This window comes from Streptococcus sp. CF7_Ac1-12, assembly GCF_024295905.1.
Lineage (GTDB): Bacteria > Bacillota > Bacilli > Lactobacillales > Streptococcaceae > Streptococcus > Streptococcus mitis_AP.
This window is the reverse complement of the sequence record NZ_JANCPG010000003.1, coordinates 150,612-168,279: the sequence shown is the minus strand read 5'-3', so window position 1 is coordinate 168,279 and position 17,668 is coordinate 150,612. Positions and strand designations below refer to the sequence as shown.

Annotated in this window: 16 protein-coding genes; 14 read left to right on the top strand and 2 right to left on the bottom strand. The window is 38.9% G+C overall.

Annotated features, from left to right (window positions below; genetic code table 11):
- Positions 1 to 616: glycerate kinase (locus tag NMM17_RS02870; RefSeq protein WP_254753797.1), on the top strand; the 616-nt coding region annotated here is incomplete at its 5' end.
- Here the strand turns inward: NMM17_RS02870 and NMM17_RS02865 are convergent.
- Entirely contained in the window at positions 613 to 1,059 is a 447-nt protein-coding gene (locus NMM17_RS02865) for a DUF1694 domain-containing protein (protein WP_000131086.1), read from the bottom strand. The genes NMM17_RS02870 and NMM17_RS02865 overlap by 4 nt on opposite strands.
- A 163-nt stretch (positions 1,060 to 1,222) precedes the next feature.
- Between NMM17_RS02865 and eno the strand changes: the two genes are divergently transcribed.
- The 6 genes from eno (at position 1,223) to NMM17_RS02835 (ending at position 7,895) form a co-directional block, all read left to right on the top strand.
- Entirely contained in the window at positions 1,223 to 2,527 is a 1,305-nt protein-coding gene (gene eno / locus NMM17_RS02860; protein ID WP_000022824.1) for a surface-displayed alpha-enolase, read from the top strand.
- Between the two features lie 218 nt (positions 2,528 to 2,745).
- On the top strand, positions 2,746 to 4,005 hold the full coding sequence (locus NMM17_RS02855) for a UDP-N-acetylglucosamine 1-carboxyvinyltransferase (protein ID WP_001227091.1): 1,260 nt from the start codon (positions 2,746 to 2,748) through the stop codon (positions 4,003 to 4,005).
- Positions 4,006 to 4,020: 15 nt separating this feature from the next.
- Positions 4,021 to 4,572, top strand: a complete 552-nt coding sequence (locus NMM17_RS02850) for a GNAT family N-acetyltransferase (protein ID WP_001028729.1) — start codon at positions 4,021 to 4,023, stop codon at positions 4,570 to 4,572.
- Positions 4,565 to 5,842: a CBS-HotDog domain-containing transcription factor SpxR gene (gene spxR / locus NMM17_RS02845; protein ID WP_254753796.1), complete on the top strand. Its 1,278-nt coding sequence runs from the start codon at positions 4,565 to 4,567 to the stop codon at positions 5,840 to 5,842. The genes NMM17_RS02850 and spxR overlap by 8 nt, the downstream gene beginning before the upstream one ends.
- 15 nt (positions 5,843 to 5,857) lie before the next feature.
- On the top strand, positions 5,858 to 6,718 hold the full coding sequence (locus NMM17_RS02840; protein ID WP_000631543.1) for a methionyl aminopeptidase: 861 nt from the start codon (positions 5,858 to 5,860) through the stop codon (positions 6,716 to 6,718).
- A 259-nt stretch (positions 6,719 to 6,977) separates the two neighbouring features.
- Positions 6,978 to 7,895 (top strand): bifunctional riboflavin kinase/FAD synthetase, encoded by a 918-nt coding sequence (locus NMM17_RS02835; protein ID WP_000587439.1) that lies wholly within the window; start codon positions 6,978 to 6,980, stop codon positions 7,893 to 7,895.
- An 87-nt stretch (positions 7,896 to 7,982) separates the two neighbouring features.
- Here NMM17_RS02835 and NMM17_RS02830 read toward each other — a convergent pair whose 3' ends face one another.
- The gene (locus NMM17_RS02830) at positions 7,983 to 8,831 is read right to left on the bottom strand and encodes a YitT family protein (RefSeq protein WP_049501768.1); all 849 of its coding nucleotides are present in this window, start codon (positions 8,829 to 8,831) and stop codon (positions 7,983 to 7,985) included.
- A gap of 140 nt (positions 8,832 to 8,971) precedes the next feature.
- Here NMM17_RS02830 and NMM17_RS02825 point away from each other — a divergent pair, with 140 nt between their 5' ends.
- From NMM17_RS02825 to NMM17_RS02795, 7 genes are all read left to right on the top strand, one after another.
- On the top strand, positions 8,972 to 9,811 hold the full coding sequence (locus NMM17_RS02825) for a DegV family protein (protein WP_049501767.1): 840 nt from the start codon (positions 8,972 to 8,974) through the stop codon (positions 9,809 to 9,811).
- A 107-nt stretch (positions 9,812 to 9,918) separates the two neighbouring features.
- Positions 9,919 to 10,194, top strand: coding sequence for an HU family DNA-binding protein (locus NMM17_RS02820; protein WP_001284642.1), 276 nt, complete (start codon positions 9,919 to 9,921; stop codon positions 10,192 to 10,194).
- Between the two features lie 213 nt (positions 10,195 to 10,407).
- Positions 10,408 to 11,115 carry a thiol-disulfide oxidoreductase-associated membrane protein CcdA2 gene (gene ccdA2, locus NMM17_RS02815; RefSeq protein WP_254753795.1) on the top strand — a complete coding sequence of 236 codons (708 nt, stop codon included), beginning with the start codon at positions 10,408 to 10,410 and terminating at the stop codon, positions 11,113 to 11,115.
- 11 nt (positions 11,116 to 11,126) lie between these two features.
- Complete coding sequence (gene sdbB, locus NMM17_RS02810; protein WP_000757363.1) at positions 11,127 to 11,693, top strand: thiol-disulfide oxidoreductase-associated lipoprotein SdbB; 567 nt, start codon at positions 11,127 to 11,129, stop codon at positions 11,691 to 11,693.
- A gap of 122 nt (positions 11,694 to 11,815) precedes the next feature.
- Complete coding sequence (locus NMM17_RS02805) at positions 11,816 to 13,207, top strand: APC family permease (RefSeq protein WP_001020317.1); 1,392 nt, start codon at positions 11,816 to 11,818, stop codon at positions 13,205 to 13,207.
- Positions 13,208 to 13,548: 341 nt separating this feature from the next.
- Complete coding sequence (gene adcAII, locus NMM17_RS02800) at positions 13,549 to 14,466, top strand: zinc-binding lipoprotein AdcAII (protein WP_000744916.1); 918 nt, start codon at positions 13,549 to 13,551, stop codon at positions 14,464 to 14,466.
- A 7-nt stretch (positions 14,467 to 14,473) separates the two neighbouring features.
- The gene (locus NMM17_RS02795) at positions 14,474 to 17,596 is read left to right on the top strand and encodes a pneumococcal-type histidine triad protein (RefSeq protein WP_254753794.1); all 3,123 of its coding nucleotides are present in this window, start codon (positions 14,474 to 14,476) and stop codon (positions 17,594 to 17,596) included.
- Positions 17,597 to 17,668 lie beyond the last annotated feature (72 nt).

The following is a 17,668-nucleotide window of genomic DNA, read 5'->3' as shown; positions in this document are numbered from 1 at the left end:
AAACTTAGCTTCTATGTCAACAGAAAATCGCTATGAAATTCCTGAAGATGTTCAAATTCGTATTTTAGCAGATGTCGTGAGTCCCTTATGTGGATATCAAGGTGCGACCTACACTTTTGGCAAGCAAAAAGGTTTAGATCCTACTATGTTTGCAGTCGTAGATCAGGCAATACAAGATTTTTATGAAAAAGCCTCACCTGTAACATTGGAAATTAAAGGAGCAGGAGCTGGTGGAGGCCTTGCTGGCGGTTTGTGTGCCTTTGCTCAGGCAAATATCGTGTCTGGAATTGATACCTGCTTGAACTTAATCAACTTTGATAAGAAAGTTTTACATGCTGACTTGGTTGTTGTAGGAGAAGGAAAGCTAGATCGTCAAAGTTTAGCAGGTAAAGCCCCTATAGGTGTTGCAAAAAGAACCCCTGTCGGAGTTCCTGTCATTGCTATTTGTGGTAGTCTTGCTGAAGATTTACCTTCCCCACCATTTGAAAATATCCAAGCAGCTTTTTCTATTTTAGAGAAAAGCGAACCTTTAGAAGATAGTTTGAAAAATGCCAGCCTCTATCTGGAGCGCACGGCAGCCAATATCGGGCACTTATTAACTATGCGCAATGTTTAGCCAAACCATTTCTTCCATAAGGATGTTTTGGCTGGTTCTTCCTTTTTACCTTCCCAAAGTTTTGCAAAAGCAAGTCGAAGGTTCTTTTCTTCTACTTGAACTGGTGCATTGGTGTGGATAATCAGGCCAAAAGGAGAAGAAGTATGCTCTTCAGATACAATGGTAGCTTGACTATCAGTTTCTTTTGCTTCTTTTAAGTAGAAAACTTGTTTGTCAAATTCGATAGTTGGTGAAATCTTCACAAATAGTGGTTCTGCTTTTTCCTGAAGGTTTTCTAAAATAGATATAAAGCCTTTTTCTAACTGAGGGCTATTTGCTGTATCAATATCTGCATATCCAAGAACTCTTTCCTCAAAGGTACCAAGATAGCGTCTTTGCTCATCCGGATTTAATTTTGGCCCACCATGAGCTTTTTCAAGTAATTGTTTTGATAAATCTGTCATGAAAACAGTATATCATAAAAGTTAGAATAAAACAGACAAAAGAAAGCGATTACTTTATAAAGTTAAGGAAAATTTGCACAAAGATAACGTTTTTTCTTGAAAAAGGAGGGTATTTAAGGTATTATAGAGGTGTAAAAAATTTAACTCATAAGGAGAGTAAAAAATGTCAATTATTACTGATGTTTACGCTCGCGAAGTCCTAGACTCACGCGGTAACCCAACACTTGAAGTAGAAGTTTACACTGAATCAGGTGCTTTCGGACGTGGTATGGTTCCATCAGGAGCTTCTACTGGTGAACACGAAGCAGTTGAACTTCGCGACGGTGACAAATCTCGTTACGGTGGTCTTGGTACACAAAAAGCTGTTGACAACGTAAACAACATCATTGCTGAAGCAATCATCGGCTACGATGTACGTGACCAACAAGCTATCGACCGTGCTATGATCGCACTTGACGGTACTCCTAACAAAGGTAAATTGGGTGCTAACGCAATCCTTGGTGTGTCTATCGCTGTAGCTCGTGCTGCTGCTGATTACCTTGAAATCCCACTTTACAGCTACCTTGGTGGATTTAACACTAAAGTTCTTCCAACTCCAATGATGAACATCATCAACGGTGGTTCTCACTCAGATGCTCCAATCGCTTTCCAAGAGTTCATGATCGTACCTGCTGGTGCACCTACATTCAAAGAAGCTCTTCGTTGGGGTGCTGAAATCTTCCACGCTCTTAAGAAAATCCTTAAATCTCGTGGTCTTGAAACAGCCGTAGGTGACGAAGGTGGATTCGCTCCTCGTTTCGAAGGAACTGAAGACGGTGTTGAAACTATCCTTGCTGCTATCGAAGCTGCTGGATATGTTCCAGGTAAAGACGTATTTATCGGATTTGACTGTGCTTCATCAGAATTCTACGATAAAGAACGTAAAGTTTACGACTACACTAAATTTGAAGGTGAAGGAGCTGCTGTACGTACTGCTGCAGAACAAATCGACTACCTTGAAGAATTGGTAAACAAATACCCAATCATCACTATCGAAGATGGTATGGATGAAAATGACTGGGACGGTTGGAAAGCTCTTACTGAACGTCTTGGTGGTAAAGTTCAATTGGTTGGTGACGACTTCTTCGTAACAAACACTTCATACCTTGAAAAAGGTATCGCAGAAGGCGCAGCTAACTCAATCCTTATCAAAGTTAACCAAATCGGTACTCTTACTGAAACATTCGACGCTATCGAAATGGCTAAAGAAGCTGGTTACACTGCCGTTGTATCACACCGTTCAGGTGAAACTGAAGATTCAACAATCGCTGACATCGCAGTTGCAACTAACGCAGGACAAATCAAGACTGGTTCACTTTCACGTACAGACCGTATCGCTAAATACAACCAATTGCTTCGCATCGAAGACCAACTTGGTGAAGTAGCTGAATACCGTGGATTGAAATCATTCTACAACCTTAAGAAATAATCGTTGATTTAACAACGTTTCTAGCCCCTCGGATTTTATCCGAAGGGCTATTTTTGTATTTAGGGGGCAAAAAAGGGGCAAAACTTTGTAAGAAACTCAGTTACCAATAAATCCTATTCAGCTAATATAATTGAAAATGATGGAAAAAAGGCTGAATTTATGGTATACTTTAACGTAGGACCTTTTTAGAAATTTTGAAAGAGTATTAAAAATTTAAAATGAGAAAAATTGTTATCAATGGTGGCTTGCCCCTGCAAGGTGAGATTACCATTAGTGGCGCAAAAAATAGTGTTGTAGCTTTAATTCCGGCTATTATTTTGGCAGATGATGTTGTGACTTTAGATTGTGTACCTGATATTTCTGATGTTGCTAGTCTTGTCGAAATCATGGAGTTAATGGGTGCTACTGTCAAGCGTTATGACGATGTATTGGAGATTGACCCAAGAGGTGTTCAAAATATTCCAATGCCTTATGGTAAAATCAATAGTCTTCGAGCATCTTACTATTTTTATGGGAGCCTCTTAGGCCGTTTTGGTGAAGCAACAGTTGGTCTACCGGGAGGATGTGATCTAGGTCCTCGTCCTATTGACCTACACCTTAAGGCTTTTGAGGCTATGGGTGCCACTGTTAGCTACGAGGGAGATAACATGAAGTTATCTGCTAAAGATACAGGACTTCACGGTGCAAGTATTTACATGGATACGGTTAGCGTGGGTGCAACAATAAATACGATGATTGCTGCGGTTAAAGCAAATGGTCGTACTATTATTGAAAATGCGGCCCGTGAGCCTGAGATTATTGATGTAGCTACTCTCTTGAATAATATGGGAGCCCATATCCGTGGTGCAGGAACAAATATCATCATTATTGATGGTGTTGAAAGATTACATGGAACCCGTCATCAGGTGATTCCAGACCGTATCGAAGCTGGAACATATATTTCTTTAGCTGCTGCAGTCGGCAAGGGGATTCGTATAAATAATGTTCTTTACGAACACCTAGAAGGATTTATTGCTAAGCTGGAAGAAATGGGAGTGAGAATGACTGTATCTGAGGACAGTATTTTTGTCGAAGAGCAGTCTAACTTGAAAGCAATCAATATTAAGACAGCTCCTTACCCAGGCTTTGCAACTGATTTGCAACAACCGATTACCCCACTTTTATTAAGAGCGAATGGTCGTGGTACAATTGTCGATACGATTTACGAAAAACGTGTAAATCATGTTTTTGAACTAGCAAAGATGGATGCGGACATTTCGACAACAAATGGTCATATTTTGTACACAGGTGGACGTGATTTACGTGGGGCAAGTGTTAAAGCGACTGACCTACGAGCTGGGGCTGCACTAGTCATTGCTGGGCTTATGGCTGAAGGTAAAACTGAAATTACCAATATCGAGTTTATCTTACGTGGTTATTCTGATATTATTGAAAAATTACGTAATCTAGGAGCGGATATTACACTTGTTGAGGATTAAACCGTAGAGGTGTTTATGAATATTTGGACCAAATTAGCAATGTTTTCTTTTTTTGAAACGGATCGCTTGTATTTGCGTCCTTTCTTTTTTAGTGATAGTCAAGACTTCCATGAGATAGCCTCAAATCCTGAAAATTTACAATTTATTTTCCCAACGCAGGCAAGTCTGGAAGAAAGTCAATATACACTGGCCAATTACTTTATGAAGTCCCCTTTGGGAGTTTGGGCAATTTGTGACCAGAAAAATCAACAAATGATTGGTTCTATTAAATTTGAGAAGTTAGATGAAATCAAAAAAGAAGCTGAGCTTGGCTATTTTTTGAGAAAAGATGCTTGGTCGCAAGGATTTATGACAGAGGTTGTTAGAAAAATTTGTCAGCTTTCTTTTGAGGAATTTGGCTTAAAACAATTATCTATCATTACCCACCTTGAAAATGAAGCTAGCCAACGGGTTGCCCTTAAGGCTGGATTTCGATTGATTCGTCAGTTTAAAGGAAGTGATCGCTATACAAGGAAAATGCGTGATTATCTTGAGTTTCGCTTTGTAAAGGGAGAAATTAATGAGTAAACACCAAGAAATTTTAAGCTATTTGGAAGAATTACCCGTTGGTAAAAGAGTCAGTGTTCGAAGCATTTCCAACCATCTAGGAGTCAGTGATGGAACGGCCTATCGGGCTATCAAGGAAGCTGAAAACCGTGGAATTGTAGAGACTCGCCCAAGAAGTGGTACTATACGTGTTAAATCTCAGAAAGTTGCTATAGAGAGATTAACTTTTGCTGAAATTGCAGAAGTGACTTCTTCTGAGGTTCTGGCTGGTCAAGAAGGTTTAGAGAGAGAATTTAGTAAGTTCTCGATCGGTGCCATGACTGAGCAAAATATTTTGTCTTACCTTCATGATGGGGGACTTTTGATTGTCGGAGATCGGACTCGTATTCAATTGTTAGCATTGGAAAATGAAAATGCAGTTCTGGTTACAGGTGGATTTCAGGTTCATGATGATGTGATTAAACTGGCTAATCAAAAAGGAATTCCTGTTTTAAGAAGCAAGCATGACACTTTCACCGTTGCGACTATGATCAATAAAGCCTTGTCAAATGTCCAAATTAAGACTGATATTTTGACAGTTGAGAAACTTTATCGCCCGAGTCATGAATATGGTTTTCTGAGAGAGACCGACACTGTTAAAGATTATTTGGACTTGGTACGTAAGAATCGTAGCAGTCGTTTTCCTGTTATTAATCAACATCAGATTGTTGTTGGAGTTGTAACCATGAGGGACGCTGGTGATAAATCGCCAAGTACGACAATTGATAAGGTCATGTCTCGTAGTCTATTTTTAGTTGGATTATCGACAAATATTGCCAATGTGAGTCAACGGATGATTGCTGAAGACTTTGAAATGGTACCAGTTGTTCGAAGTAATCAAACCTTACTTGGCGTTGTAACTAGACGAGATGTCATGGAGAAGATGAGTCGTTCCCAAGTTTCTGCTCTACCTACTTTTTCTGAGCAGATTGGACAAAAACTTTCTTATCATCATGATGAAGTAGTCATTACAGTGGAACCCTTTATGCTTGAGAAGAACGGTGTTTTGGCTAATGGTGTATTGGCAGAAATTTTGACCCACATGACCCAAGATTTAGTTGTTAATAGTGGTCGAAATCTCATTATTGAGCAGATGCTGATTTACTTTTTACAGGCTGTTCAGATAGATGATATACTGCGTATTCAAGCACGTATTATCCATCATACGAGACGGTCAGCTATTATCGATTATGATATTTATCATGGTCACCAGATTGTTTCAAAAGCAAATGTGACCGTTAAAATTAATTAGAAACTAGGAGAAAAAATGATAACATTAAAATCAGCTCGTGAAATCGAAGCTATGGACAAGGCTGGGGATTTTCTAGCAAGTATTCATATCGGCTTACGTGATTTGATTAAGCCTGGCGTAGATATGTGGGAAGTTGAAGAGTATGTCCGCCGTCGTTGTAAGGAAGAAAATTTCCTTCCGCTTCAGATTGGTGTTGACGGTGCTATGATGGACTATCCTTATGCTACCTGCTGCTCTCTTAATGATGAAGTGGCTCACGCTTTCCCTCGTCACTATATCTTGAAAGATGGTGATTTACTGAAAGTTGATATGGTTTTGGGAGGTCCTATAGCCAAATCTGACCTGAATGTCTCAAAATTAAACTTCAACAATGTGGAGCAAATGAAAAAATACACTCAGAGCTACTCTGGTGGTCTGGCAGACTCTTGTTGGGCTTATGCTGTTGGTACACCGTCCGAAGAAGTGAAAAACCTGATGGATGTAACCAAAGAAGCCATGTACAAGGGAATCGAGCAAGCTGTTGTTGGAAATCGTATCGGTGATATCGGTGCGGCTATTCAAGAATACGCTGAAAGTCGTGGTTACGGTGTAGTACGTGATTTGGTTGGTCATGGTGTTGGTCCAACCATGCACGAAGAACCAATGGTTCCTAACTATGGTATTGCTGGTCGTGGACTTCGTCTCCGTGAAGGAATGGTTTTGACCATTGAACCAATGATCAATACAGGTGACTGGGAAATTGATACAGATATGAAGACAGGTTGGGCGCATAAGACCATTGATGGTGGCCTATCCTGCCAATATGAACATCAATTCGTGATTACTAAAGATGGACCTGTTATCTTGACTAGCCAAGGTGAAGAAGGAACTTATTAATAAAAAGTGAAAAGGCTGCTGGATGTTCATTTTGAAAAATTCAGTAGATCGGTTCATATTAAATTAAATAAACGCATTGTATCAAGTTTTAGGTAGTTGATATGATGCGTTTTTCTGATTTTAAGATTCTTAATTCAATCTCTTGTTCTTTATTAGGATTTCATAAAAAATTCTTCTAAACTGCTACACTTCAGGTTTAAAAAAGGACATTTCAGATTTTTTGGTTCAGAAATAGCTATCACTATGATATAATTATTTTATGATTATTACTATTCCTATAAAAAACCAAAAAGATATTGGCACACCATCTGATTCAGTCGTAGTTCTTGGCTATTTTGATGGTATACATAAGGGACATCAAGAATTATTTCGTGTTGCCAACAAGGCTGCGAGAAAGGATTTATTGCCTATCGTAGTTATGACCTTTAATGAATCTCCAAAGATTGCTTTAGAGCCTTATCATCCGGATCTGTTTTTGCATATTTTGAACCCTGCTGAACGTGAGAGGAAACTAAAGCGTGAAGGCGTAGAAGAATTATATCTCCTTGATTTTAGTAGTCAATTCGCTAGTCTCACGGCAGAAGAATTTTTCGCAACTTATATTAAGGCTATGAATGCTAAAATTATTGTTGCAGGTTTTGATTATACATTTGGTTCTGACCAAAAAACGGCAGAGGACTTAAAGGATTACTTTGATGGAGAAGTCATTATCGTTCCACCTGTAGAAGATGAGAAAGGAAAGATTAGTTCAACTCGTATCCGTCAAGCTATTTTAGATGGAAATGTGAAAGAAGCAGGAGAACTTTTGGGGGCACCGCTTCCATCAAGAGGTATGGTGGTTCATGGCAATGCTCGTGGTCGTACGATTGGTTATCCAACAGCTAATTTGGTGCTTTTAGATCGTACTTATATGCCAGCAGATGGCGTTTATGTCGTTGATGTTGAGATTCAAAGACAGAAGTATCGTGCTATGGCTAGTGTCGGGAAAAATGTGACCTTTGATGGAGAAGAAGCACGTTTTGAAGTCAATATTTTTGATTTTAATCAAGATATTTATGGGGAAACCGTCATGGTTTATTGGCTTGATCGCATTCGAGATATGACCAAATTTGACTCAGTTGACCAATTAGTGGACCAGTTAAAGGCAGATGAAGAAGTAGCTCGGAATTGGTCTTAAGAGATTGCGTAATTAAAAAAGAGGTTGTCTGTAACCCAAAAGATAGATGATGTAGTCTAACTTTTGAGGTTACTACAAGACCTCTTTTTATTCTTTTTCAAAGGTAAAGCCTTCACCAAGAATTTCGTGAGCTTCTGTAATAGTGATAAATGCTTGAGGATCAATTCGATGAATCATTTCCTTCATTTTCACAATTTCATTTCTACCGACAATACAGTAGATGATTTTTAAATCTTCTTTACTATAGTAACCTTGACCTGAGATGAAAGTAACGCCTCTTCCTAGGTCATCATTAATCGCTTTAGCAAGTTGGTCAGGACGTTTTGTGATAATCATAAAACCTTTACCAGCATAGCCTCCTTCGCCAATCAAATCGATAACACGAGAAACGATAAAATCAAATAAGAGCGTGTAGGAAACCAATCTCAAATCCTTGAAGATGAGGAGAATGAGCATGAGAATACAAAAATCTAAGATAAAGAGCAGTTTCCCCATAGATATATGAGTGTATTTATTGAGAATACGAGCTACAATATCAGTTCCACCAGTTGTCCCACCAGCATTGAAGATAATTCCAAGCCCAATTCCCAATAGAATTCCCGCTATGAGGGCTGTAATCAGTAAATCGCCTTGTAGATCAATATGAAGGGGAATACGCTCAAAAAAAGCCAACCAGGCGGACAAAGCTAAGGTTCCTAGTAAACTAGAATAGAGGGATTTGGCTCCAAAGATTTTCCAAGCCAGGATGAAAAGGGGAATGTTAATCAGCAAGTTCATCAGAGAAACAGGGATTTTAAAAAGATAAAAGGTGATGAGGGTAATACCTGTCGCCCCTCCTTCAAAGAGATGATGGGGAACTACAAAATAAGTTAGCCCAAAAGCATAAATAGCAGCACCTAGTAAAATGGTTAAAACGGGATAAATTTTTTTAATCATAGGAACCTCTTTTCTTATAAGTAGATTATATCAAATTTTTAGGGAAAATTTGAATGGCTCCATTAGGATTTTTAATCTTTTTTTGATATAATTAAAGGTATGAAAACCAATCTGAATCCTAAAATAGAAAGATTGAAACTATGACTAAAATTAAGATTGTAACCGATTCATCTGTTACTATTGAACCAGAACTGGTAAAACAATTAGATATCACTGTTGTTCCATTATCTGTAATGATTGATAATGTTGTTTATTCTGATGCTGATTTGAAAGAAGAAGGTAAATTTCTTCAGTTGATGCAAGAAGCTAAAAATCTTCCTAAGACAAGTCAGCCACCTGTAGGTGTCTTTGCTGAAGTGTTTGAAGAGCTATCCAAGGATGGTAGCCAGATTCTTGCTATTCATATGTCTCATGCCCTTTCAGGTACTGTAGAAGCAGCACGCCAAGGTGCTAGTTTATCTACTGCCGATGTGACGGTGATTGATAGTTCCTTCACTGATCAAGCCTTGAAATTTCAGGTAGTTGAGGCTGCGGAGTTAGCTCAAGAAGGCAAAGATATGGAGGAAATTTTAACTCGTGTAGAAGCGGTTAAAAACCATACAGAACTCTATATTGGCGTTTCAACTTTGGAAAATTTGGTAAAAGGTGGCCGTATTGGTCGTGTAACTGGATTGTTGAGTTCACTTCTCAATATCCGTGTTGTCATGCAAATGAAAGACCATGAATTGCAGCCAATTGTTAAAGGTCGTGGAGCTAAAACCTTTAAAAAATGGTTAGATGAGTTAACAACAACTCTCTCTGAACGTTCTGTAGCAGAGATTGGAATTTCATATTCTGGTAGTGCTGATTGGGCAAAAGAGATGAAAGAAAGTTTACAAACTTATGTTGAAAAGCCAATTTCTGTTTTGGAAACGGGTTCCATTATTCAAACTCACACGGGTGAGAACGCTTGGGCTATTTTGGTACGTTACCACTCCTAAAAAAATAAATAAAATGGGAAGAAATAGTGTTTTTAACTTGACCTAAAAGGGATTTTAGGATATGATTATATTTGTTAATTAGAAATTAAATTGGAGGAATCGTTAACATGGCAAACAAACAAGATTTGATCGCTAAAGTAGCAGAAGCTACAGAATTGACTAAGAAAGACTCAGCAGCAGCAGTTGAAGCTGTATTCTCAGCAGTAGCTGACTACCTTGCAGCTGGTGAAAAAGTTCAATTGATCGGTTTTGGTAACTTTGAAGTTCGTGAGCGTGCTGCACGTAAAGGTCGCAACCCACAAACTGGTAAAGAAATCACAATTGCAGCTTCTAAAGTTCCAGCATTCAAAGCTGGTAAAGCTCTTAAGGACGCTGTTAAATAATTTGAATTTTAAAAGCCTATTGGATCAAGCTTTCTAGCTTGGTCAGTAGGCTTTTTTTGTATTTAGGGGGCAAATAGGGGGCAGAATATGAATGAACTAGTACTGAAAAAATCTTTCAAATAAAAGCTAATTCAATTTGCGTAGCAGAAATCATACAAATAAAATTGATTATAGTAAAATAGGATTAGAATTATTAAGAAAGTTGGTTCTTTATTGGAAACGATAGTATTTTCAATCTCCGTTTTTTTAGCAGGGATCTTGTCCTTCTTTTCCCCTTGCATTTTCCCTCTGTTACCTGTCTATACTGGTATCTTATTGGATGATCAGGAAAGTGCAAAAAGTTTTTCCTTGTTTGGGAAAAAGGTTCTTTGGTCCGGCTTGATTCGAACTCTTTGCTTTATCGCAGGCATTTCACTCATTTTCTTTATTCTAGGATTTGGTGCTGGTTACTTTGGTAATATTCTCTATGCCAATTGGTTTCGCTATACCATGGGAACAATTATTATCATTTTAGGCCTTCACCAGATGGAAATTTTTCATTTTAAGAAATTAGAGGTTCAAAAAAGCTTTACTTTTAAGAAATCAGAAGCCAATCGTTATTGGTCGGCCTTTTTACTCGGTATTACCTTTAGCTTTGGTTGGACGCCTTGTATTGGTCCTGTTTTGAGTTCTGTTTTAGCGCTTGCGGCTTCTGGAGGAAATGGCGCTTGGCAAGGTGCAATCTATACCTTGATTTACACTCTGGGGATGGCAATTCCTTTCTTGCTTTTGGCTCTAGCTTCAGGTGTAGTAATGCCTTATTTTAGTAAAATTAAACGTCATATGATGCTACTGAAGAAAATTGGTGGTTTCCTCATTATTTTAATGGGAATTTTGTTACTATTAGGACAAGTAAATGTTCTAGCTGGAATTTTTGAATAAAGGAGAAAAAGATGAAAAAAGTAATGTTTGCTGCCTTAAGCCTCTTGTCATTAGTCGTATTGATAGCCTGTGGTGAGGAAGAGACTAAAAAGACTCAAGCTCCACAACAATCCCCAAAACAACAGCAACAAACGACTGTACAACAAATTGCTGTTGGAAAAGATGCGCCAGACTTCACCTTGCAATCTATGGATGGTAAAGAAGTTAAGTTATCTGATTATAAGGGGAAAAAAGTCTACTTGAAGTTTTGGGCTTCATGGTGTGGTCCATGTAAGAAAAGTATGCCTGAGTTGATGGAATTAGCGGCGAAACCAGATCGTGATTTTGAAATTCTTAGTGTCATTGCACCAGGAATTCAAGGTGAAAAAACTGTCGAGCAATTCCCACAATGGTTCCAAGATCAAGGTTATAAGGATATCCCAGTTCTTTATGACACAAAAGCAACCACATTCCAAGCTTATCAAATTCGAAGCATTCCTACAGAATACCTGATTGACAGTCAAGGAAAGATTGGGAAGATTCAATTTGGTGTTATCAGCAATGCGGATGCAGAAGCAGCCTTTAAAGAAATGAACTAGAATAGATAAAAATCTGATTACAAGAGAGTAGTCAGATTTTTTTAGGAAAACATTTTATAAATATTCACAAATATCCTATATTTATGGTAAAATAGAATCATCATTTTATTTTGGAGTCAAAGATGAATATATTTAGAACAAAGAATGTTAGTTTGGATAAAACAGAGATGCACAGGCATTTGAAGTTATGGGATTTGATTTTGCTGGGTATCGGAGCCATGGTAGGGACAGGCGTCTTTACAATTACTGGTACTGCAGCTGCAACACTTGCTGGTCCAGCCCTAGTGATTTCAATTGTCATTTCTGCCTTATGTGTGGGATTATCAGCTCTCTTTTTTGCAGAATTTGCTTCACGAGTACCTGCTACAGGTGGTGCCTACAGTTATCTCTATGCTATTTTAGGAGAATTCCCAGCCTGGTTGGCAGGTTGGTTAACCATGATGGAGTTCATGACAGCCATATCGGGTGTGGCTTCTGGTTGGGCAGCGTATTTTAAAGGGCTTCTCTCTCAATACGGGATAGCCCTTCCTCAGGCTTTAAATGGTACCTTTAATCCTCAAGCAGGGACGTTTGTTGATTTATTACCTATTCTTGTCTTGGTCTTGGTGACCTCGCTTGTTCTACTTAATGCGAAAGCCGCCTTACGCTTTAATTCAATTCTAGTTATTTTGAAATTTTCTGCTTTAGCTCTCTTTGTTTTAGTAGGAATCTGGCATATCAAGCTTGATAACTGGAGTAATTTTGCTCCCTATGGTTTTGGACAAATCTATGGTGCCAGTACTGGTATTATGGCTGGTGCGTCCTTGATGTTCTTTGGTTTTTTGGGGTTTGAATCCATCTCTATGGCTGTAGATGAGGTCAAGACTCCTCAAAAAAATATTCCTAGAGGGATTGTCTTATCGCTTTCTATCGTAACCATTCTTTATGCCTTGGTGACGCTTGTTTTGACTGGTGTGGTTCACTATAGTCATCTAAATGTCGACGATGCCGTTGCCTTTGCCCTTCGTAGCGTTGGGATTAGTTGGGCAGCTAGTTATGTGTCATTAGTGGCTATCTTAACCTTGATTACGGTTTGTATCTCAATGACTTATGCCCTATCTCGTATGATTTACAGTTTAGCGCGTGACGGATTGATGCCTGCTGCCTTTAAAGAACTGACCAAAACAAGCAAGGTACCAAAAAATGCTACTATCTTGACAGGTCTAGCTTCAGCAGTAGCAGCAGGAATGTTCCCTCTTGCTAGTATCGCAGCCTTCTTAAATATTTGTACCTTGGCCTACTTGATCATGCTGGCTTATGGTCTGATTCGATTACGGAAAGAAAAAGGAATGCCCAAAGCAGGAGAATTTAAAACACCACTGGTACCCTTATTACCGATTTTATCAATCATCATTTGTTTATCATTTATGTTGCAGTATAATATGGAAACCTGGATTGCTTTCCTAGTTGCATTGTTAGTAGGAAGTATTATTTACTTTACTTATGGTTATAAGCATTCTACCATAGAAGAATAATACTCTTCGAAAATCTCTTCAAACCACGTCAGCTTCGCCTTGCCGTAGGTATGGTTACTGACTTCGTCAGTTCTATCCACAACCTCAAAACAGTGTTTTGAGCTGACTGCGTCAGTTCTATCTGCAACCTCAAAGTCGTGTTTTGAGCAACCTACGGCTAGCTTCCTAATTTGCTCTTTGATTTTCATTGAGTATATAAAGTGAAAGTCTGTTGAGTTGTTGAAACTCAGCAGATTTTTATATGTGAAAGAAATTTCAATTTTTTTCTTAAAATAGCTTGACAGATTAAATTTTTAGGAGTAGAATGTTTACCAGTTAATTAAATAGTTAAGGGGTTATCCATGAAAAAACAAAGTTTATTTTTAGTATTGTTAAGTGTCTTTCTTTTGTGTTTAGGTGCTTGTGGTCAAAAGGAAAGCCAGACAGGGAAAGGGATGAAAATTGTAACTAGTTTTTATCCTATCTATGCTATGGTCAAGGAAGTATCTGGTGACTTGAATGATGTTCGAATGATTCAGTCAAGTAGTGGGATTCACTCCTTTGAACCTTCAGCAAATGATATCGCAGCCATCTATGATGCAGATGTCTTTGTTTACCATTCTCATACGCTCGAATCTTGGGCAGGAAGTTTAGATCCCAATCTAAAAAAATCTAAAGTGAAGGTTTTAGAGGCTTCAGAGGGAATGACTTTAGACCGCGTCCCAGGACTAGAGGATGTGGAAGCAGGGGATGGAGTTGATGAAAAAACGCTCTATGATCCTCATACTTGGCTAGATCCCGAAAAAGCTGGAGAAGAAGCCCAGATTATCGCTGACAAACTTTCAGAGGTGGATAGTGAGCATAAAGAAACTTACCAGAAAAATGCGCAAGCCTTTATCAAAAAAGCTCAAGAATTGACTAAGAAATTCCAGCCTAAATTTGAAAAAGCGACTCAGAAAACATTTGTAACCCAACATACAGCCTTTTCTTACCTAGCTAAGCGATTTGGACTCAATCAACTTGGAATCGCAGGTATCTCTCCTGAACAAGAACCAAGTCCACGACAACTTACAGAAATTCAGGAATTTGTTAAAACCTATAAGGTTAAAACAATTTTTACAGAAAGTAATGCTTCTTCAAAAGTAGCTGAAACTCTTGTCAAATCAACAGGTGTGGGGCTTAAAACTCTGAATCCTTTAGAGGCAGACCCACAAAATGACAAGACTTATCTCGAAAATCTTGAAGAAAATATGAGTGTTTTAGCAGAAGAATTGAAATGAGGAAAGAATGAAAATCAATAAAAAATATGTAGCGGGTTCAGTGGCAGTTCTTGCCCTAAGTGTTTGCTCCTATGAGCTTGGTCGGTATCAAGCTGGTCAAGTTAAGAAAGATTCTAATCGAGTTGCTTACATAGACGGTGATCAGGCTAGTCAAAAGGCAGAGAACTTGACACCCGATGAAGTCAGTAAGAGAGAGGGAATCAACGCAGAACAAATTGTTATCAAGATTACGGATCAAGGTTATGTAACCTCTCATGGAGACCATTATCATTACTATAATGGCAAGGTTCCTTATGACGCCATCATCAGTGAAGAACTGCTGATGAAAGATCCGAATTATCAGTTGAAGGATGCAGACATTGTCAATGAAATCAAGGGTGGTTATGTCATTAAGGTAGACGGGAAATACTATGTTTACCTCAAAGATGTGGCTCATGCGGACAATATTCGGACAAAAGAAGAGATTAAACGTCAGAAGCAGGAACACAGTCATAATCATGGGGGCGGTTCTAACGATCAGGCGGTAGTTGCAGCCAGAGCTCAAGGACGTTATACAACGGATGATGGTTATATCTTTAATGCCTCTGATATCATTGAGGACACGGGCGATGCCTATATCGTTCCTCATGGCAATCACTTCCACTATATTCCTAAGAGTGACTTGTCTGCCAGTGAATTAGCTGCTGCCCAAGCCTTCTTATCTGGAAAAGGTGGCCAATTAAGTACGGTTGAATATCGTTCAAGCAGAGCTGAAACAAGATCTAGTGTGAGAATGAGTCAATCTGAGACACCTCAAAATCCTACAACAGATTCTGAAAGTCAAAGTGAGGATTTAGCTAGTCTTCTTCAAGAATTGTACGCTTTGCCACTTAACCAACGTCATGTGGAGTCTGATGGATTAGTATTTGACCCAGCACAGATTACAAAACGTACTGCCAATGGTGTGGCAGTCCCTCACGGGGATCATTTCCATTTCATTCCTTACTCACAAATGTCTGCTTTGGAAGAAAAATTGGCTCGAAATCTTCCAATTGGAGGTCAGCCAGTTCAAAGTCATGCTGACAATACGAAACCAAGCAGTACAGATAAACCAAGTTCAACACCAAGTTCACCGATTAAACCAAACTTTAATCTCAATACGCAGGCACCAAATCGAGGAACTGGGGGCGCTTATACAACGGATGATGGGTATGTCTTTAGTCCGACAGATGTGATTGAAGATACAGGTGACGCTTTTGTTGTACCTCACGGCAATCATTTCCACTATATTCCTAAGAGTGATTTGTCAGCAGGAGAATTGGCTGCTGCTCAAGCTTATTGGAATGGTAAACAGGGTTCTCATTCTGCTACAAGTTCAAGTAAACCAAGTAGTGATAATGCTAAACCTGCCCAACCAAGTTTGCCAGAGACTCCAAACATGACTGTCACCCCAACATACCATCAAAATCAAGGGGAAGATATCCCAACACTTTTAAGTGAATTGTATGCCAAACCTTTGTCAGAACGCCATGTGGAATCGGATGGATTAGTCTTTGATCCGGCACAAATCATCAAACGTACAGCTAATGGTGTCGCAGTGCCCCACGGAGACCATTATCACTTTATTCCTTATTCACAAATGTCACCGCTGGAAGCAAAATTGGCTCGTATGATAGCTGTCAAGGGACAAAATGGCAGTGTCTTGCCAAGTGTTACTCCACTGAAGCCAGCCCCTACTACCAAACCTCTAGCACCAGTGGAAAATAAACCGACAGAATTTGATGTCAACCAGGTTGTTAGAAAAGTTGGTGATGGATATATTATCGAAGATAAGGGCGCTAGTCGTTATGTTCTAGTTAAAGACTTAGCCAAGGATAAGATTGACGCTATTGAAAATCTCTTGTCTAAGAAAACTCAAGAGACGCATGCCCTAGTTGCGAAGAAAGAAAATGTCGCTCCTCGTGACCAAGAATTTTATGATAAAGCATATAATTTATTGGCCGAGGCTCATAAAGCCTTGTCTGAAAATAAGGGTCGTACTTCTGATTTCCAAGCCTTAGACAAATTAGCAGAACGCTTGAATGATGAATCTTCTAATAAAGGAAAATTAGTAGATGATTTATTAGCATTCCTAGCACCAATTACTCATCCAGAGCGACTTGGCAAACCAAATTCTCAGATTGCTTATACGGACGATGAAATAACATTAGCAAAATTAGCAGGTAAGTATACAACAGAAGATGGCTATATCTTTGACACTCGTGATATTACAAGTGATGAGGGAGATGCCTATGTAACTCCACATATGACCCATAGTCATTGGATTAAGAAAGATAGTTTGTCTGAAGCTGAAAGAGCAGCGGCTCAGGCTTATGCTAAAGAGAAAGGTTTGACGCCTCCTTCGACAAATAATCAGGGTTCAGGAAATACTGAGGTTAAAGGAGTAGAAGCAATCTATAATAAAGTGAAGGCAGCTAAGAAGATTCCACTTGATCACATGCCTTACAATCTTCAACACACTGTTGAAGTCAAAAACGGAAGCTTGATTATTCCCCATTATGATCATTACCATAACATTAAATTTGGTTGGTTTGACGAAGGACTCTATGAGGCACCTAAGGGTTATAGCCTTGAGGATCTCTTTGCAACTGTAAAATATTATGTAGAACATCCAGACGAACGTCCTCACTCAGATAATGGTTGGGGAAATGCCAGCGACCATGTTCGTAAAAATAAGCCAGAAGATAGTAAACCTGATGAAGATAGGAAACATGATGAAGTAAGTGAGCCAACTCGCCCTGAATCTGATGAAAAAGAGAATCACGCAGGTTTAAATCCTTCAGCAGATAATCTTTATAAACCAAGCACTGATACGGAAGAGACAGAGGAAGAAGCTGAAGATACTACAGATGAGGCTAAAGTTCCTCAAGTAGAGAGTGAAAAAGTAGAAGCCAAACTCAAAGAAGTAGAAGCTCTACTTGATACAGTAACCGATGCTAGTTTGAAAGACAATGTGGCAGAGAGTCTAGCTGGTTTACGAAATAATTTGAGCCTCCAAACTATGGATAATAATGGTATCATGGCAGAAGCAGAAAAATTGCTTGCTTTGTTAAAAGGTAGTGAGTCAGTTACGACGAAACCAGAAGCATAAATTTTATCTTGTTAAATCAAAATGATGTAAGAGTCAGTAGCAATACTGGCTTTTATTTTTTAAAATGATATA

Bases quoted from the DNA above. Each gene is read 5' to 3' on its own strand.
- NMM17_RS02865 (WP_000131086.1), bottom strand. From the start codon at position 1,059: ATGACAGATTTATCAAAACAATTACTTGAAAAAGCTCATGGTGGGCCA.
- eno (WP_000022824.1), top strand. From the start codon at position 1,223: ATGTCAATTATTACTGATGTTTACGCTCGCGAAGTCCTAGACTCACGC.
- NMM17_RS02855 (WP_001227091.1), top strand. From the start codon at position 2,746: ATGAGAAAAATTGTTATCAATGGTGGCTTGCCCCTGCAAGGTGAGATT.
- NMM17_RS02850 (WP_001028729.1), top strand. From the start codon at position 4,021: ATGAATATTTGGACCAAATTAGCAATGTTTTCTTTTTTTGAAACGGAT.
- spxR (WP_254753796.1), top strand. From the start codon at position 4,565: ATGAGTAAACACCAAGAAATTTTAAGCTATTTGGAAGAATTACCCGTT.
- NMM17_RS02840 (WP_000631543.1), top strand. From the start codon at position 5,858: ATGATAACATTAAAATCAGCTCGTGAAATCGAAGCTATGGACAAGGCT.
- NMM17_RS02835 (WP_000587439.1), top strand. From the start codon at position 6,978: ATGATTATTACTATTCCTATAAAAAACCAAAAAGATATTGGCACACCA.
- NMM17_RS02830 (WP_049501768.1), bottom strand. From the start codon at position 8,831: ATGATTAAAAAAATTTATCCCGTTTTAACCATTTTACTAGGTGCTGCT.
- NMM17_RS02825 (WP_049501767.1), top strand. From the start codon at position 8,972: ATGACTAAAATTAAGATTGTAACCGATTCATCTGTTACTATTGAACCA.
- NMM17_RS02820 (WP_001284642.1), top strand. From the start codon at position 9,919: ATGGCAAACAAACAAGATTTGATCGCTAAAGTAGCAGAAGCTACAGAA.
- sdbB (WP_000757363.1), top strand. From the start codon at position 11,127: ATGAAAAAAGTAATGTTTGCTGCCTTAAGCCTCTTGTCATTAGTCGTA.
- NMM17_RS02805 (WP_001020317.1), top strand. From the start codon at position 11,816: ATGAATATATTTAGAACAAAGAATGTTAGTTTGGATAAAACAGAGATG.
- adcAII (WP_000744916.1), top strand. From the start codon at position 13,549: ATGAAAAAACAAAGTTTATTTTTAGTATTGTTAAGTGTCTTTCTTTTG.
- NMM17_RS02795 (WP_254753794.1), top strand. From the start codon at position 14,474: ATGAAAATCAATAAAAAATATGTAGCGGGTTCAGTGGCAGTTCTTGCC.